The organism is Bradyrhizobium sp. USDA 4486, from assembly GCF_054057995.1.
In genome coordinates this window covers 973,026-991,041 of the sequence record NZ_JBSRZV010000001.1, presented here as the reverse complement: position 1 = coordinate 991,041, position 18,016 = coordinate 973,026, and the positions used below count along the sequence as shown (strand labels likewise).

The 18,016-nt window shown below is 60.6% G+C and carries 15 protein-coding genes; 3 read left to right on the top strand and 12 right to left on the bottom strand.

Annotation, left to right across the window (positions count from 1 at the left end; genetic code table 11):
• Nucleotides 1-17: 17 nt before the first annotated feature.
• The 8 genes from ACVWY3_RS04725 to ACVWY3_RS04690 form a co-directional block, all read right to left on the bottom strand.
• A complete protein-coding gene (locus ACVWY3_RS04725) occupies nt 18-926 on the bottom strand; it encodes a 3-keto-5-aminohexanoate cleavage protein (protein WP_456837413.1) in 909 nt (302 codons plus the stop codon).
• Nucleotides 927-940: 14 nt separating this feature from the next.
• Entirely contained in the window at nt 941-3,019 is a 2,079-nt protein-coding gene (locus tag ACVWY3_RS04720) for a hydantoinase/oxoprolinase family protein (protein ID WP_456837412.1), read from the bottom strand.
• A 27-nt stretch (nt 3,020-3,046) separates the two neighbouring features.
• Nucleotides 3,047-4,702, bottom strand: coding sequence for a hydantoinase B/oxoprolinase family protein (locus ACVWY3_RS04715; RefSeq protein ID WP_456837411.1), 1,656 nt, complete (start codon nt 4,700-4,702; stop codon nt 3,047-3,049).
• 109 nt (nt 4,703-4,811) lie between these two features.
• The gene (locus ACVWY3_RS04710; RefSeq protein WP_456837410.1) at nt 4,812-5,519 is read right to left on the bottom strand and encodes an ABC transporter ATP-binding protein; all 708 of its coding nucleotides are present in this window, start codon (nt 5,517-5,519) and stop codon (nt 4,812-4,814) included.
• A complete protein-coding gene (locus ACVWY3_RS04705; protein ID WP_456837409.1) occupies nt 5,506-6,243 on the bottom strand; it encodes an ABC transporter ATP-binding protein in 738 nt (245 codons plus the stop codon). The genes ACVWY3_RS04710 and ACVWY3_RS04705 overlap by 14 nt, the downstream gene beginning before the upstream one ends.
• Complete coding sequence (locus tag ACVWY3_RS04700) at nt 6,240-7,208, bottom strand: branched-chain amino acid ABC transporter permease (protein WP_456837408.1); 969 nt, start codon at nt 7,206-7,208, stop codon at nt 6,240-6,242. The genes ACVWY3_RS04705 and ACVWY3_RS04700 overlap by 4 nt, the downstream gene beginning before the upstream one ends.
• Before the next feature lie 4 nt (nt 7,209-7,212).
• Nucleotides 7,213-8,088: a branched-chain amino acid ABC transporter permease gene (locus ACVWY3_RS04695; protein WP_456837407.1), complete on the bottom strand. Its 876-nt coding sequence runs from the start codon at nt 8,086-8,088 to the stop codon at nt 7,213-7,215.
• A gap of 32 nt (nt 8,089-8,120) precedes the next feature.
• Nucleotides 8,121-9,272, bottom strand: coding sequence for an ABC transporter substrate-binding protein (locus ACVWY3_RS04690; protein WP_456837406.1), 1,152 nt, complete (start codon nt 9,270-9,272; stop codon nt 8,121-8,123).
• Nucleotides 9,273-9,507: 235 nt separating this feature from the next.
• Here ACVWY3_RS04690 and ACVWY3_RS04685 point away from each other — a divergent pair, with 235 nt between their 5' ends.
• Nucleotides 9,508-10,293, top strand: coding sequence for an IclR family transcriptional regulator (locus tag ACVWY3_RS04685; RefSeq protein ID WP_456837405.1), 786 nt, complete (start codon nt 9,508-9,510; stop codon nt 10,291-10,293).
• 27 nt (nt 10,294-10,320) lie between these two features.
• Nucleotides 10,321-10,806 (top strand): thioesterase family protein, encoded by a 486-nt coding sequence (locus ACVWY3_RS04680; protein ID WP_456837404.1) that lies wholly within the window; start codon nt 10,321-10,323, stop codon nt 10,804-10,806.
• 102 nt (nt 10,807-10,908) lie between these two features.
• Here ACVWY3_RS04680 and ACVWY3_RS04675 read toward each other — a convergent pair whose 3' ends face one another.
• Nucleotides 10,909-11,883: an adenylate/guanylate cyclase domain-containing protein gene (locus tag ACVWY3_RS04675; RefSeq protein ID WP_456837403.1), complete on the bottom strand. Its 975-nt coding sequence runs from the start codon at nt 11,881-11,883 to the stop codon at nt 10,909-10,911.
• Nucleotides 11,884-12,060: 177 nt separating this feature from the next.
• On the bottom strand, nt 12,061-13,314 hold the full coding sequence (locus ACVWY3_RS04670; RefSeq protein ID WP_456837402.1) for an MFS transporter: 1,254 nt from the start codon (nt 13,312-13,314) through the stop codon (nt 12,061-12,063).
• Here ACVWY3_RS04670 and ACVWY3_RS04665 point away from each other — a divergent pair.
• Nucleotides 13,304-13,570, top strand: a complete 267-nt coding sequence (locus ACVWY3_RS04665) for a hypothetical protein (RefSeq protein WP_456837401.1) — start codon at nt 13,304-13,306, stop codon at nt 13,568-13,570. The two genes, ACVWY3_RS04670 and ACVWY3_RS04665, sit on opposite strands and share 11 nt — an antisense overlap.
• Here the strand turns inward: ACVWY3_RS04665 and ACVWY3_RS04660 are convergent.
• Both ACVWY3_RS04660 and ACVWY3_RS04655 read right to left on the bottom strand, forming a co-directional pair.
• Nucleotides 13,564-16,701, bottom strand: a complete 3,138-nt coding sequence (locus ACVWY3_RS04660) for an efflux RND transporter permease subunit (RefSeq protein WP_456837400.1) — start codon at nt 16,699-16,701, stop codon at nt 13,564-13,566. The genes ACVWY3_RS04665 and ACVWY3_RS04660 overlap by 7 nt on opposite strands.
• Entirely contained in the window at nt 16,698-17,855 is a 1,158-nt protein-coding gene (locus ACVWY3_RS04655) for an efflux RND transporter periplasmic adaptor subunit (RefSeq protein ID WP_456843290.1), read from the bottom strand. The genes ACVWY3_RS04660 and ACVWY3_RS04655 overlap by 4 nt, the downstream gene beginning before the upstream one ends.
• Nucleotides 17,856-18,016 lie beyond the last annotated feature (161 nt).

Sequence of the window (18,016 nt, the reverse complement as noted above, 5' to 3'; positions counted from 1 at the left end):
GTCGGCATTCTCCGATATCAATTCTTGTAAGCTTTGAGAGAGAGGATATCGCGGGCCTCGGTTGGTGTAGCCGGACGGGATCCAAGATCGGACAGGATGCGAACAGCCTTGGCGACCAACTCGGCATTGCTGCGCGCGAGTCGGCCTTTCTCAATCTGCAGATTGTCCTCCATGCCGACCCGTACATGGCCCCCCTGCAAAACCGACATCGCGATCGCCGGAAAAGCCATGCGGCCAACTCCGAAGGCGCTCCATTCCCAGCCATCCGGCAGCATGCTCGCGAGAACCGACAGCATTTCCGGACTAGCCGGCGCCGCATACTTCACACCGAGCACAAACTGCAGGAAATTTTTCTTGGGCAGAACGCCCTCGGCTGCGAGATCACGTGCCAGAATGACGTCGCCAGGGCCGAAGATTTCGAGCTCCGGCGCGGTACCCGCGGCTCGGATCCGCGCAGCCATCACGCGAAGCGAGTCGGGCGTGTTGATGACGACGGAGCCGAAGGAGTACATGGTGTTGAGATCGAGTGTGCAGACCTCAGGGCGCAGCTCCTCAACATGGGCCACCCGGGCTTCCCCGCGCATCAGCGACGTTCCTCTGCCGGCTACAGCCGGGTCCTCTTTGCCAGGGACGAAGCGCTGGCCGGGCCCCGTCGTGAGGTTGATGATGACGTCCACTCCGCTGTCCTTGATACGGTCGACGACCTGCCGATAAAGCTCGGTGTCCATCGAGGGCGCACCAGTTTCCGGATCCCGGACATGAATATGGACAATTGCGGCGCCAGCTTCCGCAGCTTCGATGCACGACTGCGCAATCTGCGCCGGCGTGATGGGAAGATATGGACTTTGGCTTGGCTGAGCCAAATTGCCGGTGACGGCGCAGGTGACAATGGTCGGACGTGAGAAGTTCACGATTGCTTCCTCCACGGGATTCTTCTTGATCAGGCAGAGAGTGCGAGCTCTGGCTGAGCGCGCGTCGCTGTCGCAACCTTTATGTCCAGCCAGCCGCGCTCGTCGACGGTGAGCTGATCACCAACGTTGAGGATCACCGTGGTGGTTTCCGCCTCGACGATCGCGGGCCCTTCTATGAATTCACCGGGCTGGAGCTTTTCGGCGGCATAAACGTCGACGTTTCTCCATTCGCCGAAATAGGCCTTGCGCTTGCGAGCTGTCACCAAGGAGTTCGACAATACGACAGATATCGACTTCTTTGTCCGTGCAACCATACCAACGGCCGCGACTCTGCCGTTGACGAGAACGACTTCCTCATCGGGCAACGAATACGTGTACAGGTCTTTGTGCGCGCGGTGAAAGCGCTGCTCGATCTGATCGCTCAGATCTGCGGCGTCGAGATCCACGTCCGACAACGGAACGTCCACCTCGAACACCTGCTCGCCGTAACGCATCTCTGCGGATTTCTCGATCTCGATCGGTCCGCTGAACCATGCGCGCAGACGGTCCAAGGCCTGCTTCTGCAATCTCACGAACATGTCGCGGACTTGCGCCTGCGACGACGCCTTACCCGTCCTGTAGTATGTCTGGCTCACCTCATATCTCAGGTCGCTGGTGAGCATGCCCCAGGCGGAAAGAACTGAAGCTTCGGTCGGAATGATGATGCGCTTGATCTCCAGCTCTCGCGCCACCTCGACCGCATGGATCCCGGCGGCACCACCAAAGCTGAGGAGCGCAAATCGCCGCGGATCGACGCCACGTCTCAGGGTCATGAGCCGGATGCCATCAGCCATCTTCAAATTGACCAGCCGGAAGATTCCCGCTGCGGTCTTCTCCCGATTTAGACCGAGTTTGGCTGCCAGCCGATCAAGTGCGACCTCCGCAGCGCCCTGATCGAGAGGACGGCGGCCGCCCATGAAGGTGGCGGCATCGAGATAGCCGAGGATCAGGTTGGCATCAGTCACCGTCGGTGCCTGGCCGCCATTGCCGTAGCATGCAGGTCCGGGCACCGAGCCGGCGCTTTCCGGACCAACGCGGAACGAGCCCGTCGCATCGACGCTGGCGATCGATCCGCCCCCGGCGGCAATGCTCGCAATATCGAGGCTGCTCAGGGCAATCCGCTGATCGGCCAGACCTCCGTCGGCCGACAGGGCGGCGCGACCGTCGGCGATTAACGAAATATCCGTGCTGGTCCCCCCCATGTCGAACGGCACGAGATTGGGCAGACCCAGCAGTTCAGCGCATCGCTTGCTTCCCGACACGCCGCCAGCCGGACCCGACAGCACGGTGGCGGCCGCGAGCCGCGCCGCCTCCTCGACCGGCGCCACTCCGCCGTGGGAAAGGATGATGAAGAGGCTGCCGGTAAAGCCGGCCTCCCCCAGCCGCTGCTCCAGGCCCTTCAGATAGTGGCGAACAGCCGGACTCACATAGGCGTTGACGATCGTCGTCGATACCCGCTCGTACTCCTTGATCTGCGGCAGAACGTCGGACGAACGCGAGACGCTGACACCGGGCAACGCGCATGCCAGGCGCTCAGCGGCAGCGATCTCATGCGATGGATTGCTGTAGGAATGCAGGAAGCACACCGCAACTGACGTCGCGCCCGATCCGCGAACAGCCTCGATCGCTTGATCCAATGACGCTTCGTCCAAGGGAACGATCACCTCACCCATCGGCCCGATCCGTTCCCGAACGCCGAAGCGCAGATTGCGCGGGACCAGCGGCGCCGGCGGTGGCGAGCGCAGATCATAGCGATCGCCTTTCAACCCCTCCCGCATCTCGATCACGTCGCGATGCCCCGCGGTCGTCAGCAATGCCACCTTGGCGCCCTTACGCTCAAGCAGCGCGTTGGTTGCGACAGTCGTGCCGTGCACAATACGCACAGTCTTTCCGAGCATTTCAGCGCGTGATGATCCCAATCTCCGCGCCAACTCTTTGAGGCCGGCCATAACCCCGATTGACTGGTCCTGCGGAGTGGATGGGGACTTCGCAAACGCAGTTCGGCCGCTCTGGTCGATGGCCACGAGATCGGTGAACGTGCCGCCGACATCGATTCCGATGGTCAACATGGTTTCGAACCTGCTTTCTGCTGAGGGTTAGCTGACAAAGCCGAGTTCGCGATCAGCTTGCCGCGCTTGTTTCGAGCGCTTCTCGGGGGGCCCCCATCCGCCACCGCCGGAGGAACGAATCTCGAGGCAGTCGCCCGGCAAAACTTCAATGCCGACCTCCTTGGTCCGCAGCACGCGAGGCGGCCGGCCAGGCGACACCAAACGATAGCGATGCGGGACGCCATCACATCCGCCGAGCAGTCCGCAGGCGCCGTGACGCACCCCCTCGCCAGCGGTGTTAGCCATCGCTGGCTTTTCGGTTTGCACCACCAAGTCAAGCGCGACGCCGAGGCCTCCGCGGAACTGACCGTCGCCGCCGGAATCCGTGAGATACTCATGATGACGGAAGTGGAGCGGAAATCGCGCTTCCGCGACTTCGATGCTGCCGAACTTGATGCCACCTGCCGAATGCCATTCGCCGATCGAGGACCAGCCATCGCCGCCGGACGATGCTCCCCCGCCCGGGCGCGCCTGGAACATGTGCCAGATGAAATGACGGCCGGTTCGTGGATTTTCGCCCTGAATTGCGATGCGGAAGCGACGGCTCCAACCCGCCATCGTCCGTTCTGGACAACATTGGGACAGCGCCTTGATGATCGCCTCGATGATTTCGTTTGACGGATGCGACGTACAAAAGCTGACCGGCAGGCCCGGATCCGACCACACGACCGTTCCCCTCTTGGCGATGACGCTGAGAGGCCGGAATGCGCCTGCGTTCTTCGGTACGTCGGCGTCGATCAAATAGGCAAAAGCCATGACAACGCCGGCCTGCATATTGGCGTAGGAGGAATTGACGAAGCTCAACGTCTGCGGATCGGAATCGGAGAGATCGATTTCGATGTTGGAGCCGGTCTTGGTCACCTTCGCGGCGATCCTGATATCCTCCCGGCCCCGGCCGTCGTCGTCGAGGAACGACTCGCCATAGAACACGCCGTCCTTCCAGGTCGAGACGATGTCCCGGGCTTTCTGCTCGGCGGAGTCGAGAAGGAGCTCGATCGCTTGCTCGACAACATCGGGGCCCAGTTCGTCGAACAGGCGCGCCAAACGGCGTTCACCGAGATGGGCGGCACCGATCATCGCCGAAAAATCGCCATGAAAGTCGCGCGGATTGCGGACGTTAAGAGCCAACATGTCGACGATGTCGTCGCGCCGTCTGCCAGCATCGTAGATTTTGATGGGTGGCACACGCAGGCCCTCCTGCCAAATCTCAGTAGCGTGCGGATTGTAGCCGCCATAGGTGGCACCTCCGACATCGCTGAAATGCGCCCGCACGATCGCCCAAAACAATCGCCGGCCACGATCGAAGATCGGCACGAAGATCGTCATGTCCTGGAGGTGGCTGCCGCCGTGGTAAGGATCGTTCAGCAGTATGACGTCGCCCGGAACGACGTCGTTGAACCTCTCCTCGACCGCTCTCGTCGCCCAAGGTAAGGCGCCGACATGGATCGGAATATGGTCGGCCTGTGCAATTAGCCTCGCCTTTGTGTCGCAAATTGCAATGGAGAAGTCGCGGCTCGAGTTGAGGATCTGAGAATAGGACGTCCGAAGCATTGCTTCGCCCATCTCCGTCACGATCGAGGTGAGGCGGTGCTGAACTACGGATCGGGTGATCGGGTCGATACTACTTGTCACGTTGGGCATCATCGGAAGCCTTGAGGTTTCTGGTCTAGCCGCCGGGCATATGCGCTCCCGCCCGTTCGTGAAGCGGCTCGGATCGGCGATGTGATTGAGGGTACATTCGAATTCCTTTGGCTTATCGACCGAGATAGGCTTCACGGACCCGGGGATCGTCCTTCAAGTCGGCAGCAACCCCATGCAGCACGATCTTCCCGGCTTCCAACACATAGGCGCGATCGGCCACTGCAAGCGCCAGAACAGTGTTCTGCTCGACGACCAGAATGGTAAGGCCGGCGCTCGCGATAATCTTGACCCGCTCGTAAACTTCCTCAGCCAACCGCGGGGCGAGGCCGAGGGAAGGTTCGTCCAGAAGGAGCAGCCGGGGGCGTGCCATCAGCGCACGCCCGATCGCGAGCATCTGCTGCTCGCCTCCGGAAAGCGACCAGCCGAGCTGGCGCCGGCGCTCCTTGAGCCTGGGAAAGAGCTGGAAGACACGGTCGAGCTCGTCCGAGCAAGACCCGGTCAAGCCCTTCCAGCTGGCGGTCGCAACGACCAGGTTCTCCTCCACCGTCAGTCCCGGGAAAATGCGCCGGCCCTCCGGCGCTTGCGCAATTCCGAGCGCGACGCGCCGATCAGTCGGAAGCTTCAGAATCGACGTGCCGTCAAAGGCGATGTCGCCCCGGCGCACCTTGTTTAGCCCGGAGATCGCATGCAACAACGTCGTCTTGCCGGCTCCGTTTGCGCCGATCAATGCGACGGTCTCGCCGGCCCGGACTTCCATATTGACGCCAGAGACGGCAGTGATGTCACCATGGGTGATCGTCAGGTCGCTACATGCGAGCATGGACGTATCCCACACCAAGGTAGGCTGAAAGTACAGCAGGATTGGACTGAACCTCGGCCGGCGTTCCTTCCGCGATCTTGCAGCCGAAATTCAGCACGAGAATGCGCTCCGCAAGCCGCATCACCATGCCCATGTTGTGTTCGATCAGGACGATCGCCAGTTGGTGCTGCTTCCTTAGCAACGACAAGCGTAGCATTAACTGTTCGACTTCGGCCGAGTTTAAGCCAGCGGCCGGCTCATCCAAGAGAAGCACTTTCGGTTCACAAGCGACAACTCGGGCGAGCTCGACCATCCGTCGCCGCCCGTAGGACAGCGTCTTGATCGACCGATCGGCGATGTCGGCCAGTCCCATCTGTTCGATGATTTGCATGGCCTGGCGGCGTAGTTCACGTTCTCCCAGTTTTGGATTGATCGCCGCGCCGACCATGACGTTCTCGAGAACCGACAGACGCGGAAACGTGCGCCCATGCTGGAACGTACGACCGAGGCCTGCACGGATTCGCTTGCTGGTCGCAAAGCGCGTGACATCCCGGTTCGCGAGCAGCACGGAGCCGGCGTCTGGAACAACGAGTCCAGTAAGGACATTGAGCAAGGTGGACTTGCCCGCGCCATTAGGTCCGATGATCGCGACGAATTCGCCCGGCGAGACCGCGATCGCGACATCGCTCAGCGCGGCAAGCCCACCATATCGTTTGCTGATGCCGCGTGCTTCGAGAATCATCATGACTTCGCTTCGGCGGGCTTGGCAACGGGAGCCCGCGAGGGCAGACGGAAGAAGCTTCGCAGTCCTATGACGCCGCTGGGCAGAAACACCAGAACGACGAACACCAGAATTCCGAACAGTGCGAGATAGGCGTTGCCCAGGAACCGCAGCCACTCGGGCAGGAAGGTAAGCAGCACCGCCCCGAGAATTGCGCCGCCGATGGAGCTCTCTCCGCCGACGATCAACATCGCAAGATAGGTTATTGAATTCGCATAGGAGAAGTCTTCCGGCGAAATGAAGCGGACATGACAGGCGAACAGACATCCCGCCAGGGCGGCGCAGGCGGCGGAGAGCGTGAAGGCTAGCAGCTTCAGACGCGGGGTATCGAGCCCGGTCATCTCGGAAGCGAGCTCATCATCGCGCACGGCAATCAAGGCGCGGCCGTACCGCGAATGATGCAAGAGCGACGCGAGCAGGACCACGATCGCGAGACTAAGGAGGGCCAGCCACAGGAAGCCGCGCTCAGTCGTTAGCGGATAGGACAAGACCTCGAAGGGCGGAATCCGGGAGATACCATTGGTTCCACCGGTCAGGCTGAGCCAGTTCGAGGTGACGATCACGAACGACACGTTGAGCCCTAACGTCGCGAGCGCGAGATAGTGTCCTCTCAAGCGCAGCAGCGGCAGCCCAATGACGATTGCAAACACCACGGCTACGGCGATGGCCGCAGGCATTGCCAACCACGGCGACACCCCGCTCCGCGTGGTCAGGATCGCCAACACGTACGCACCGAGCCCCACGAATGCAGCATGTCCCAGCGAGATGAGGCCGGCGTAACCGAAGGCGATGTTGAGCCCGACCACAGAGACCGCAGAGATCACGGAGAGGTTGAGGAGCCGAAGGTAATATTCGGGAAGGATCAGCGAGAGAGATCCGCCAAGTGCGAGAATGCAGATGACCAGGACCGATGATCGAAAGGTAGACATCCCGTCAGCCCCGATCCTGAATCTTTTCGCCGAACAAGCCTTGCGGACGTACGAACAAGAAGCCGATCATGATGCCGAATGAGATCAGATCCTTGTAGGCCGATGAGATGTAGCTTGCGCCGAGCACCTCGCTCAGTCCGACGAAGATGCCGCCGACCACGGCACCCGGCAGGCTACCGAAGCCGCCGATGATCGTCGCGGCGAACGCCTTCAGTGCGACGGGATCGCCCATGTTGACGTCGGCAAACCACATTGGTCCGAGCAGCAGCCCGGCTGCGCCGGCGAGCAGCGCACCTAGAACCCAGGACATGGCCAGGAGCCTGTTGACCTTCAGTCCCATCAGCTTGGCGGCCTGAACATCCTGCGCCACGGCTCGCATGCCGATCCCGAAGCTGGTGCGGTGCAGGAGAACCCAAAGACCCGCGACCAGCAGGGCCGTCATTCCGACCGTCATCAAGGCATGGACCGAGATGATCGCGCCACCGAGCTCCACCGTCATCCCCTCGATCGGGGACGCGAGCCGCACCGGCCACGAGCCGAATGTCAGCAGTGCCGCGTTCTGCATGGTGATGCTGATCGCGACTGTACCGATGATGACCGTTACCGCTGGACTGGCTCTGAGAGGCCGATAGACGAGCGCGAAGAACACGATTCCGAAGGCGGCCATTGCAAGCAGCGCCACGCCGTAGGCGATGGGCCATGGCAGGTGAGCGTTCACCAGAGCGGCGACGCCTGCAAACGTTCCGAACATCACGAACTGGCCAGCCGCGAAGTTCACAACCCCGGTCGTCTCGTAGACGATCACGAACCCCATGGCGGCCAATGCGTAGACGCCGCCGATGGCGAAACCATTGATCGCAAGCTGGAAGAAGTCTGCCACAAGTCCTCCGATACTGCCGTTCGCAGACGAGCTCAGTTGATCGAGACCTTCTTCACCAGCTCGAGCGTCTTGCTGTTCGCTTTCGGCTTGACGATCGCCACATCGTGGACGCCATTGCCTTTGTCATCGTAGCTGTAGACGTGACCGATGCCGTCCCAGCCCTTCTGCGCCGAGAGCCAGTTCCGAAGTGCGACAGGCTCAAGTCCAACAGCACGCATCGCGTCCGCCATGAGGGAAGCTCCATCGTAATAGGCCAGACCGTAGGGATCCGGGGCGCTCCCGAACTTGGCCTGATATCGGTCGATGAAGTCCTTCATTTTTGGGCTTGTCGACGGATCCACCAGGGCGTCCAACACCCCGAACGTGTTCTCGATGTCGGAGGCCGACAACAATTGCAGCGTGGCCGTCACATACAGAGAGGACGAACCAATGAGCGGGGCCTTCATACCAAGCGACTTGTACTGCCGAACTGCCAACGCCATGTCTTGCGGGTAACCGAACAGCAAGACTGCGTCCGCGCTCTTGTTGCGCAAATTCACGATCTGCGCCGAGAAGTCCTTGTCATTCTGACCATAAGCCTCTGAGCCGACGACACCTACGCCGCGCGCCGCGAGAGCCTTGGCCGCGGCTTGCGCGCCACCTTGGCCAAAGTCATTCTGGATATACAGAATCCCGGGCCGCTTTGCGTTCAACACGCTCGTCACGCAATCGACCATACCTAAGGCAGCCAAGCTGTCTGCAGGCCGAAGACGGAACATCCATTCGTTGCCACCCTCCGCAATTGCATCGACGCCGCCGGCATACATCGCCGGCACCTGCACTTTCTTCACCTCCGGCGACACGGCAAGATTCTGGGTGGAATAGCTCGAGAGAAAGAAGAATGACGGCTTGGTTTCCTGTGCCAGCTTGACGTAGGCGTTTACAGCCGTGCTGTTCGATCCCTGCGTGTCTTCGAACACGATCTTGATCCTGCGGCCCCGGATGCCACCCGCCTTGTTGATGTCCTCCTCTGCCATCTTGAGCGAGTTGAGATACTGCAGTCCCGTCAAAGACAAGGGCCCGGTCATCGGAACGGTCGCGCCAATCAGGATATCTGTCTCCTCGGCGCGAACCGGGACGCCGGCGAGCGGAGCCGCGATAATCGCAGCCATCGACTTGAGGAAGTCCTTACGCGAGATTCCCATAGCTCCATTCCCACTTTTGGAATCGTCTCGTTTTTCGAGACAAAATCTCGAATTACGAAACACTAGATCTTGCCGGAATCGGAGTCAAGTCGCATCAGCGATGAGGCTGGTCCGGAGTTGCAACCCGATCGAGTACGAGGGCATTCGGGAAGACCTCTCCGACCGTATTGGGAGGTTGCGACCAGCGGAAAATTGACCTACTGACCCGTCTCACCACCCAGATGCGATCCAAAGAATGTCGGAAAAAGACCCCTCTCCTGGGCCACTCACGCGGTACTTCGATGTCCTCGAACTCATCGCCTCGTTTCCCGGCGCGCTAACGCTTGGAGACGTTTCGTCGCTCCTTGGGCTTCCCAAAGCGACGGCTCATAGGTTGCTGAAGGGCCTTGTCCGATCCAATCTCGCAAAGGAGGGGGATGGTGGTCGGACGTACCAATTGGGCGAACGCGTCACGCGCGTTCTTCATGCGAGCGCGGAGGAAGGTTGGCTCTCATCGCTTGCGGGCCCGCATCTCCGTGCACTGTCCGAGGCAACATCCGAAGCGTGCTTTCTGGCCCGCCTTGTGGGCTCACATGTCTTCGTAGCTGTCTCCGAGGCGCCCGACATGAAATGGATACAGCACGTGGCAGAGGGCCTTGAGATGCCCGTCAACGCTGCGGCTTCGGGCAAAGCAATCATGGCTTACCAGTCAAAGGAGCTCATCTCCGAGGCCCTTTCACAGGACCTGCCAAAGCCCACAAACCTCGCTCAAACGAGCCGGCGCTGGATCGAGAAAGAATTCGCGACTGTTCGCGAGCAGGGATATGCGACCTGCGTAGGAGAAATATACGAAGGATCGGCCGCAATCGCATGTCCCATCATGCTGCCGGAAGGCAGCGTCCTCTATTCGGTCGCGATAAGCGGCCCCCAAGAGAGGGTCATGGACAAGAAGATGTCCCAGCGCCTGCAGATCTTGCGTGACACCGCCGCGGCCTTAGGAAAGGCGCTTTCGCTCGGAGCAAGCATTCGATCCCGCCATTGAGATCCCGATTTCTTCCAGGTTGCGAATATGGACGTCAGTCGAGGCGCTCCCTTTCTTTCCTCGGAAATGCACGTGGAGCCCAGTTGGATTGACCATAATGGTCATCTCAATATGGCCTACTATCACGTGCTTCTCGACCGCGCTTCTGATGAATTCTGGGTGTCGCTGGGATTGGGTCCACGATACATCGAGACCACGCGCTGCTCGACTTTCGCGGCCGAGTGCCACATTCGCTATCTTCGGGAAGTTCACTTGAAGGATCAGGTGCGCACTGCAATATTCCTGATCGGCGCGGACGAGAAGCGCCTGCATACATTTCGTCAACTTTATCGTTCGGATGGCAGCTTGGCCGCGACGTCGGAAAACATGTCGCTTCACGTTGACCTCAACACCCGCAAGGTCGTTGCTTTCCCTTCCGAAATCAAGGATCGACTGCAAGCGGTTGTCCAGCTTCATCAGCGCCTCACTCCGCCGTCCGGCATCGGCCGGCGCATTTCTATGAAAGCGCGTTGATTGACCGATGCGAAGGTTAGAATCAACGCTACTGCTCTCGGTCTATCCGGCCTCTCCTGGTGCCTACACTGCGTTTTGAAGTCCTTCTCGGCCCCGGCAGGGCTATGGCGGTGCATTTGTTAAGGCCACTACTTCCAATTCGGACTGTTTCCCCCGCAGTTGCAAGCGCCCCAAAGGGAGAGCCGAGACACTCGAAGACAATGGAGCAATCCGCTCCATCAGGTCTCGTGAAACAAGAACGGAATGCTTCGTTTCTCGACACGCAGTTTGAATACGCGCGGCCGTATTCATCGTGTCCCCCAACAGCGCAATCTCCAACCTGAAAAGGCCGAGCTCTCCCACCACCACGGGTCCAATGTGCAAGCCCGCGCGAAATTGCGGCACAACGCCAAATTCCGCGCTATATGTGGCAGCCGCCTCCTCCAATGTCCTGAGCGCGTCAAAGCATGCCGTCACACACCTTATATTGGCCGTCGCATTTCCGGGCGGCCACGTCGCGATCACCTCGTCGCCGACGTATTTGTGAATTTCTCCTCCTTCCCTGACAATCGGCGTCGTCACATCGGCGATGAATCGGTTCAGGAAATCGAGGAAGCGTAGCTCACCAAGATGCTCGGCATGGCTGATGGACGATGCCATATCCAGAAACAAGACGATGCGCTCTTCAATCTGCGGCCGATGGTAACGACCGGCGATGAACGAGAAGAGAACGCCTTGTCCAAGGAGCTGGTTGATGCCGACCAGCGCGTTGAAGAGCATGCTGAGCGCGATCGCCAGCCACACATCTCGGGGCCGAGGAAGCGCGACGGGCGCGCCCGAGATCAGCGCGGGCACGATACTCAAGGCGATTAGGATGATTGCAATGTAGACGAGGGCGCGAAGCATGATCGCGACCGAGAACGGCAGCTTGCGCAAACGATTGACACGATCGTTCTCGAAGACGAACAACTCAATCGCCAACACGGCGAGGCAGACAGTTGCGCCTGTTAACGCGCCTCGGAGGGCGCCTGCTCCGGACTGAGCGAGACCATCCGCAAGATGCCCCCGGACCGCTCCGGCGACGATGCTGACGATCATGAAAGCCTTGATCAGAGGACTGATATGTGTGATGCGATCCGTGCGATAAGACCTGCTCACTCCTGACGTCAAATTTGCGCGCTCTGTCATTACACTACCCGCTCGAGACGCCGTCGGCGAACGCGATACCCGCGCGCTTGTTCCCGTCGCCGACAGTCTCCCATGCGCCTGCCGGCTTCAAGCCGCGAAATCCCGGAGCAACAAGCCTCCGCAGATGATAAGGAATATCCCGAACGCGACCAGTGGCAGCGGAATCGTGACAGCCGCCAGCGCGCCGCCGATCATGGCGCTCAGGGATTCTGCACCCACCTGGAGTGCCTGGTTGTTGCCCATGACGCGGCCTTGCCGCTCCAAGGACACAGCGTTGGACAGGATCGTCGGGCATGCGGCAAGCGCGATTGTCCCCATCATGGTTGTGAGACCGCCGGTGATCCAGATCGAGCCTATTTGAGACGGCACTGTAATCGCAATCATCGCGGCCCCGGCGGCGATGCAGGCGGTGATGGCGAGCCGGCTCAAGCCAATCCGGCGGGCCAATGGGGCCATGATCAAGAAGCTCGTGATTGCCGAGATCAGAGCCAGCCCCGAATAGATCAAGGTGGTTTGATCGACGCCGGTATCCCAGCGATCGACCAAATAGACGAGTACCATCCGGAAGTAGCCGAATAGCGCAAGATAGATCAGGAAATTGAGCAGATAGAGCCGCCGGATTGGCTTGTCGGTAAAGATGCTGATGAGATTTGTGATCGCGGCGATCATGCTGAAATCCGCCAGCCTGTCAGTTGCGTGCGTTTCGGCGAAGCGAAACCAGGCCCAAATCAGCGTCGCAACGAGGAGCGGCACCATCAACCAGAACGGAACGCTCCAGCCGAGATGCAGGGCCATCTGGCCGCCGAGGATCGGGCCGGCGATATAGCCGAGGCTAGAGCTGGAGTACGTCCAGGCAAACAGACGCGGGCGCTCATCTGGGCTGCTCATGTCGGAAATCGCGCTCTGCGCGATGGCGATGTTCGATTCCGCCAGCCCGCCAATCAAGCACCCCATTCCCAGCAGGACGAGAGATCGCCATTCGATGCCGAGAGCTATGACGACATATCCAAGCACGGTCACCACGAGCGAATTGACCAGGACAGGTCTGCGGCCGTAGCGGTCGGACAAGGCGCCCAGGATCGGAGATCCCACGAACTGACCGAGCGGGTAAATTGCAAGCAGCAGACCAAGGACGATGCTCCGCTGCCCGACAGTCGCGCCATCCGGTAGAAATCCATTGTTTCCCATCAGCATAGGCGCAAACAAAGTGATCATGAGCGAGTAGCCGCAAAAGCCGATGAAAATCAGCAGATAGAGCGGCAGGAGCGGGAAAATGCGCGTTGGGCCCGTTTGGTCGATCCGTGCAGTCTGCGCCGGAGTGCAGTTCGCCATGTCAGTCATCACCAAACCCTCTCATATTGCCGGGGTACGATCGCGTCGCGCCGGACAAATGATCCGGCTGGCGGCCGAATACAAATACAGCTTCGATATGCTGCTATCGGCGAGCGCTATGGCCGATGCGAAAGTCCGCCGGCAACGCCTCTGCATGAGCAACCGCCTGCCGGCCAACTTCAACGAGGCCTCGACCTTAGGGCAATTGGCCATTGGCCTGGTGGGATGCCGACTGTCAGCGAAGATCGAATTTCGCGTCTATTGAGACAACGCTTCACGCTTGCTGCCGAAAAGCTTCTTGGCTTGCTCCCGCCATCTCTGAAAGGTCACGTAGAGCATCGGCACCAGGAAAATGCCTATCGAACTGGCAGCAAGCATGCCTCCGAAGACCGCCGTACCTACAGCCCTTCGGCTGATCTCGGCCGCTCCTGTGGCTGTGACCAACGGTACGAGGCCGAGGATGAATGCGACGGAGGTCATCATCACCGCGCGGAAGCGCATCTGGGACCCCAGCACAGCGGCATCCATGATCGACATGCCCGCCTCGCGCTGCTCCTTGGCGAATTCGACGATGAGGATGCCGTTCTTGGTGGCAAGTGCGATCAGCACCACGAGGCCGATCTGGGCATAAAGATCGAGATTCAACCCTGCGATCTTGATGGCAAGGTAGGAGCCGCACACACCGACCGCGACCGCAAGCAGGACAGGAATTGGAATCATCCAGCTCTCATACAGCGCGACCAGGAACAGATAGGCGAACAGGATTGCCAGGCCGAGAATGATTCCGGTCTGCCCCGACGCTGCCTGCTCCTGATAGGCCGTGCCGGTCCATTCGTAGGAATAGCCGGCCGGCAGCGTTGTCTTGGAGAGCTGCTCCATCGCCGCGATTGCCGTTCCCGAGGAGACGCCGGGCGCCGGGCCGCCATTGATCGTCACCGAGCGGTAGTTGTTGTAGCGGGTGATGACCTGCGGTCCGGTGACGATCCTCGCGCTTGCGATCGAGCGCAGCGGCACCATGTCGCCGATCGCGTTCCGCACATAGATCTGCCAGAGATCAGAAATGTCGCCGCGGTTGGCGGCCTCGCCTTCCACATTGACCTGCCATGTCCGGCCGAACAGGTTGAAGTTATTGACGTAGACACCACCAAGCGTCGCCTGCAAGGCGGTGAACACATCGCTCATGTTGAGGCCCAGCGCCTGAGCCTTGGCACGGTCGATGTCCAGATGGACGGAGGGATTGCTGGCCGTGAACGTCGAAAACACGCGCGCAAGGCGCGGATCGCGGTTGGCCGCGTTGACCAGTCCACTCATCACGTTGCTCAGCGCAGCCGGATCCTGCCCTTCCAGCGCATCGAGCTGATACTCGAACCCGCCGGAGGTCGAAAGCCCGATGATCGGCGGCAGGTTGAACGGGAGGACGTTGGCTTCGCGAATCTGGGCGCCCACGCCGAACGTTCGCCGGATCGCCGCTTGCACCGTATCCGTTGCCGCGCGCCGATCCGCGAATGGCTTTAGGCGCGCGACCATGAAGGCCGAATTCGGTTCGTTGCCACCATCAAGCAAGGAGAAGCCGATGATCGAGAGCACGTGGTCGACCGCGGGCTCCTTCTTCAAAAGCTCCTCCACTTGCTTCGTCACCTCGCTGGTGCGAGCGACCGAAGCGCCGTCCGGCAATTGCACGGCAACGAAGAAGGCACCTTGATCCTCCTCGGGAAGGAAGCCGGTCGGCGTGAGCCGCGAGATGCCGAAGATTCCGCCTGCAAAAATCAACACCGCGACAAGAGACAACACGGCGAGCCGCAGGAGCCGCCGCACCAGGCTGGCGTAGCCGTCACGGACCCAGTCGATGCCGGCGAGCACGCGCCCCATGACGCCGCGCCTGGGCCCGCGATGGCGCAGGAACACGGCACACAGGGCTGGTGACAGGGTCAGTGCGTTGAGGGCGGAGATCACCATCGCCGCGCTGATCGTGACCGCGAACTGGCGGAACAACGTTCCAGAGATGCCCGGAATGAAAGCGATCGGAACGAAGACCGACAGCAACACCAGCGAAATCGCGATGATCGGCGCGGTGATCTGCGCCATCGCCTTTTTGGTCGCTTCGGCGGGGGAAAGGTTCGGCTCCTCCTCCATGACGCGCTCGACGTTCTCGACCACGACGATGGCATCGTCGACCACAATTCCGATGGCGAGCACCATCGCGAGCAGCGAGACCGTGTTGGCCGAATAGCCCATCGCGAGCAGCACCGCGAAAGTGCCGATCAGGCTGACAGGCACGGCAATCGCGGGAATGATGGTGGCGCGCAAACTGCCAAGGAACAGGAACACGACGATGACGACGAGGACGAAGGCTTCGGCCAGCGTCTTCAGGACCTCCTTGATGGTGTCGGCGACAAAAGTGGTGGAGTCGTAGTGCACCAGATAGGTCAAACCCGGCGGAAACCGCTCGGAGAGCTTGGCAAGTGTCGTCTGCACCGCGTTGGCCGTGGTGACCGCGTTGGCGCCCGGGGCGAGATAGATGCCGATCGGCACGCCCGGATTTCCGTCGATCCGGGATTCGCTGTCCATGTTCTGCGCGCCGATCTCGACACGGGCGACATCCTTGATCCGGAGCACCGAGCCGTCCGGGTTTGCGCGCAACACGATGTTACCAAATTGATCTGACGTCGTGAGCCGCCCCTGCGTCTGCACGTTGAATTGGAATTGCTGATCGTCGCTGATCGGCCGGGCGCCGATGCGTCCAACGGGCGCCTGCACGCTCTGCGACCGGATCGCTGCGACCACGTCCGATGGCGCCAGATTGAGGCCGGTGAGACGCTGGGTATCAAACCAGATGCGCATCGAGTAGTTCAGCTTGGCGAACAGCGTCGCCTGGCCTACGCCCGGCGTGCGGGAGATCGCGTCCAGCACATTGATGATGGCATAATTGGTGATGAACAGCGGGTCCTGTGCGCCGGTCTTGCTGTAGAGCACGAGGAACTGCAGCACAGCCGAGGACTTCTTCTGCACGACGAGGCCCTGGGCCTGAACCTCGGTCGGCAGTTGCGCCAGCGCGCTCTGGACGCGGTTGTTGACGTTGACGGTGTTGATATCGGGATCGCTGCCGAGCGCAAACGACAAGGTCAGGGTATAGCTGCCGTCATTACCGCTCGTCGACTTCATGTACAGCATCTTGTCGACGCCGACGATCGCGGCTTCGAGCGGCTGGGCGACGCTCGACTCCACCACTTCGGCGGAGGCTCCAGGGAAGTTCCCAGTCACCGTCACCTGCGGCGGCACGATGTCCGGGAATTGCGCGACAGGTATGCGCATCAACGCGAGAGCGCCGGCAATGGTGATGACGAGCGCGATGACTATAGCGAGCCGCGGCCGATCAACGAAAATGGACGAAATCATTGGGTTACTCCCGACGGGGTCGTTCGGAGCGCGCTTTTCGCGGTCCCTTCCTCCTGAGCATTCATGCTGGATTGGATGAGCGCGCTGGCGGGGCCGGGCGCGATGACCTCACCTGGCCGCACACGCTGAAGCCCCTCGACGATCACCTTCTCTCCGGGCGCGAGGCCACTTGTCACGGCGGCGATCGTGGAGGTCGATTGGCCCAGCTTGATGCGACGCTGCTCGGCCTTATTGTCCGCGGCGACGACATAGACATACTCGCCCTGTTGATCCGACAACACGGCCGAGCGCGGGATCGCCACCACCTCGACCGGCTCGACGCCTTCCAGCAACACGGTCACGAATTCGTTGTCGGTGAGTTCGCGCAGGGAGAGATTTCTCAGGACGGGGTTTGGAATGGTCCCCCGCAGCATGATGGTGTCGGTGTTCTGCGCGATCGTGTTGTTGACGAAGTTCAATTGTCCGGGCTCTCCATAGAGACGCCCGTCCGGGAGACGAACTCTGATGACGACCGCGCTGAAGCCGCCTCGCGCCGCGTAGCGCTCGCGCAGGCTCAATGCCTCACGGACCGAAACAGGAAAGGTGACGTACATAGGATCCTGGCTGACGATGGTGGTCAGCACGCCCGAACTCGGCGTTACGACGTTACCCTCGGTCACCGTTGTGTTGCCGATCCTGCCGTCGATCGGAGAGCGAATTTCGGTGTAATCGAGATTGGTCTGTGACAGCTCGACCTGAGCCTGCGCGGCTTGAACTTGCGCCTCAAGACTTTGCTGGTTGGCGAGCGCCGCATCATAGGTCGATTGCTGGCCGGCTGGCCCGCCGAGCAGCGCCTTTGCCCGCTCCGTCGTCAGCCTTGCATTCGCCAGAGTTGCCTCCAACTGCGCAACTTGCGCCTGCTTCGATTTCAGGTCGGCCTCGAAGGGACCTCGCTCCAGTTGATAGAGCAGGTCGCCCTTCTTGACCTCGGAGCCCTCGACGAAATTGCGCTTCTCCAAAAAGGCGGTGACGCGAGCCACTACGTTGACGCGATTGGTGGCTTCGATTCGCCCCAGGAACTCATTGGTCGGGGTGATCGGCCGCGTGACGGCCTCCATGACTCCAACGGCGGGTGGTCTGGACGCGCCAAGCTGGGCGTTGGCGGGCGGAATCATGGCCAGCACCAACACCCCGGATAGAATGATTCCTGCTATTGGGCCAAATGGTCTGATTGCACGCAGCATTTGCCGGCCTCTATTGGTTGGCAGCGGTCCAGGAAATAGGATTTCAGGTTTTGAAAGGGCGAGCGGAGGGCATCACCGCATTGCGATCTGCT

Excerpts from the sequence above, each read along its gene's own strand:
- ACVWY3_RS04710 (WP_456837410.1), bottom strand. The coding sequence starts at position 5,519 with ATGCTCGCATGTAGCGACCTGACGATCACCCATGGTGACATCACTGCC.
- ACVWY3_RS04715 (WP_456837411.1), bottom strand. The coding sequence starts at position 4,702 with ATGATGCCCAACGTGACAAGTAGTATCGACCCGATCACCCGATCCGTA.
- ACVWY3_RS04680 (WP_456837404.1), top strand. The coding sequence starts at position 10,321 with ATGGACGTCAGTCGAGGCGCTCCCTTTCTTTCCTCGGAAATGCACGTG.
- ACVWY3_RS04670 (WP_456837402.1), bottom strand. The coding sequence starts at position 13,314 with ATGACTGACATGGCGAACTGCACTCCGGCGCAGACTGCACGGATCGAC.
- ACVWY3_RS04655 (WP_456843290.1), bottom strand. The coding sequence starts at position 17,855 with ATGATTCCGCCCGCCAACGCCCAGCTTGGCGCGTCCAGACCACCCGCC.
- ACVWY3_RS04690 (WP_456837406.1), bottom strand. The coding sequence starts at position 9,272 with ATGGGAATCTCGCGTAAGGACTTCCTCAAGTCGATGGCTGCGATTATC.
- ACVWY3_RS04720 (WP_456837412.1), bottom strand. The coding sequence starts at position 3,019 with ATGTTGACCATCGGAATCGATGTCGGCGGCACGTTCACCGATCTCGTG.
- ACVWY3_RS04660 (WP_456837400.1), bottom strand. The coding sequence starts at position 16,701 with ATGATTTCGTCCATTTTCGTTGATCGGCCGCGGCTCGCTATAGTCATC.
- ACVWY3_RS04665 (WP_456837401.1), top strand. The coding sequence starts at position 13,304 with ATGTCAGTCATCACCAAACCCTCTCATATTGCCGGGGTACGATCGCGT.
- ACVWY3_RS04685 (WP_456837405.1), top strand. The coding sequence starts at position 9,508 with ATGTCGGAAAAAGACCCCTCTCCTGGGCCACTCACGCGGTACTTCGAT.
- ACVWY3_RS04700 (WP_456837408.1), bottom strand. The coding sequence starts at position 7,208 with ATGTCTACCTTTCGATCATCGGTCCTGGTCATCTGCATTCTCGCACTT.
- ACVWY3_RS04705 (WP_456837409.1), bottom strand. The coding sequence starts at position 6,243 with ATGATGATTCTCGAAGCACGCGGCATCAGCAAACGATATGGTGGGCTT.
- ACVWY3_RS04675 (WP_456837403.1), bottom strand. The coding sequence starts at position 11,883 with ATGATCGTCAGCATCGTCGCCGGAGCGGTCCGGGGGCATCTTGCGGAT.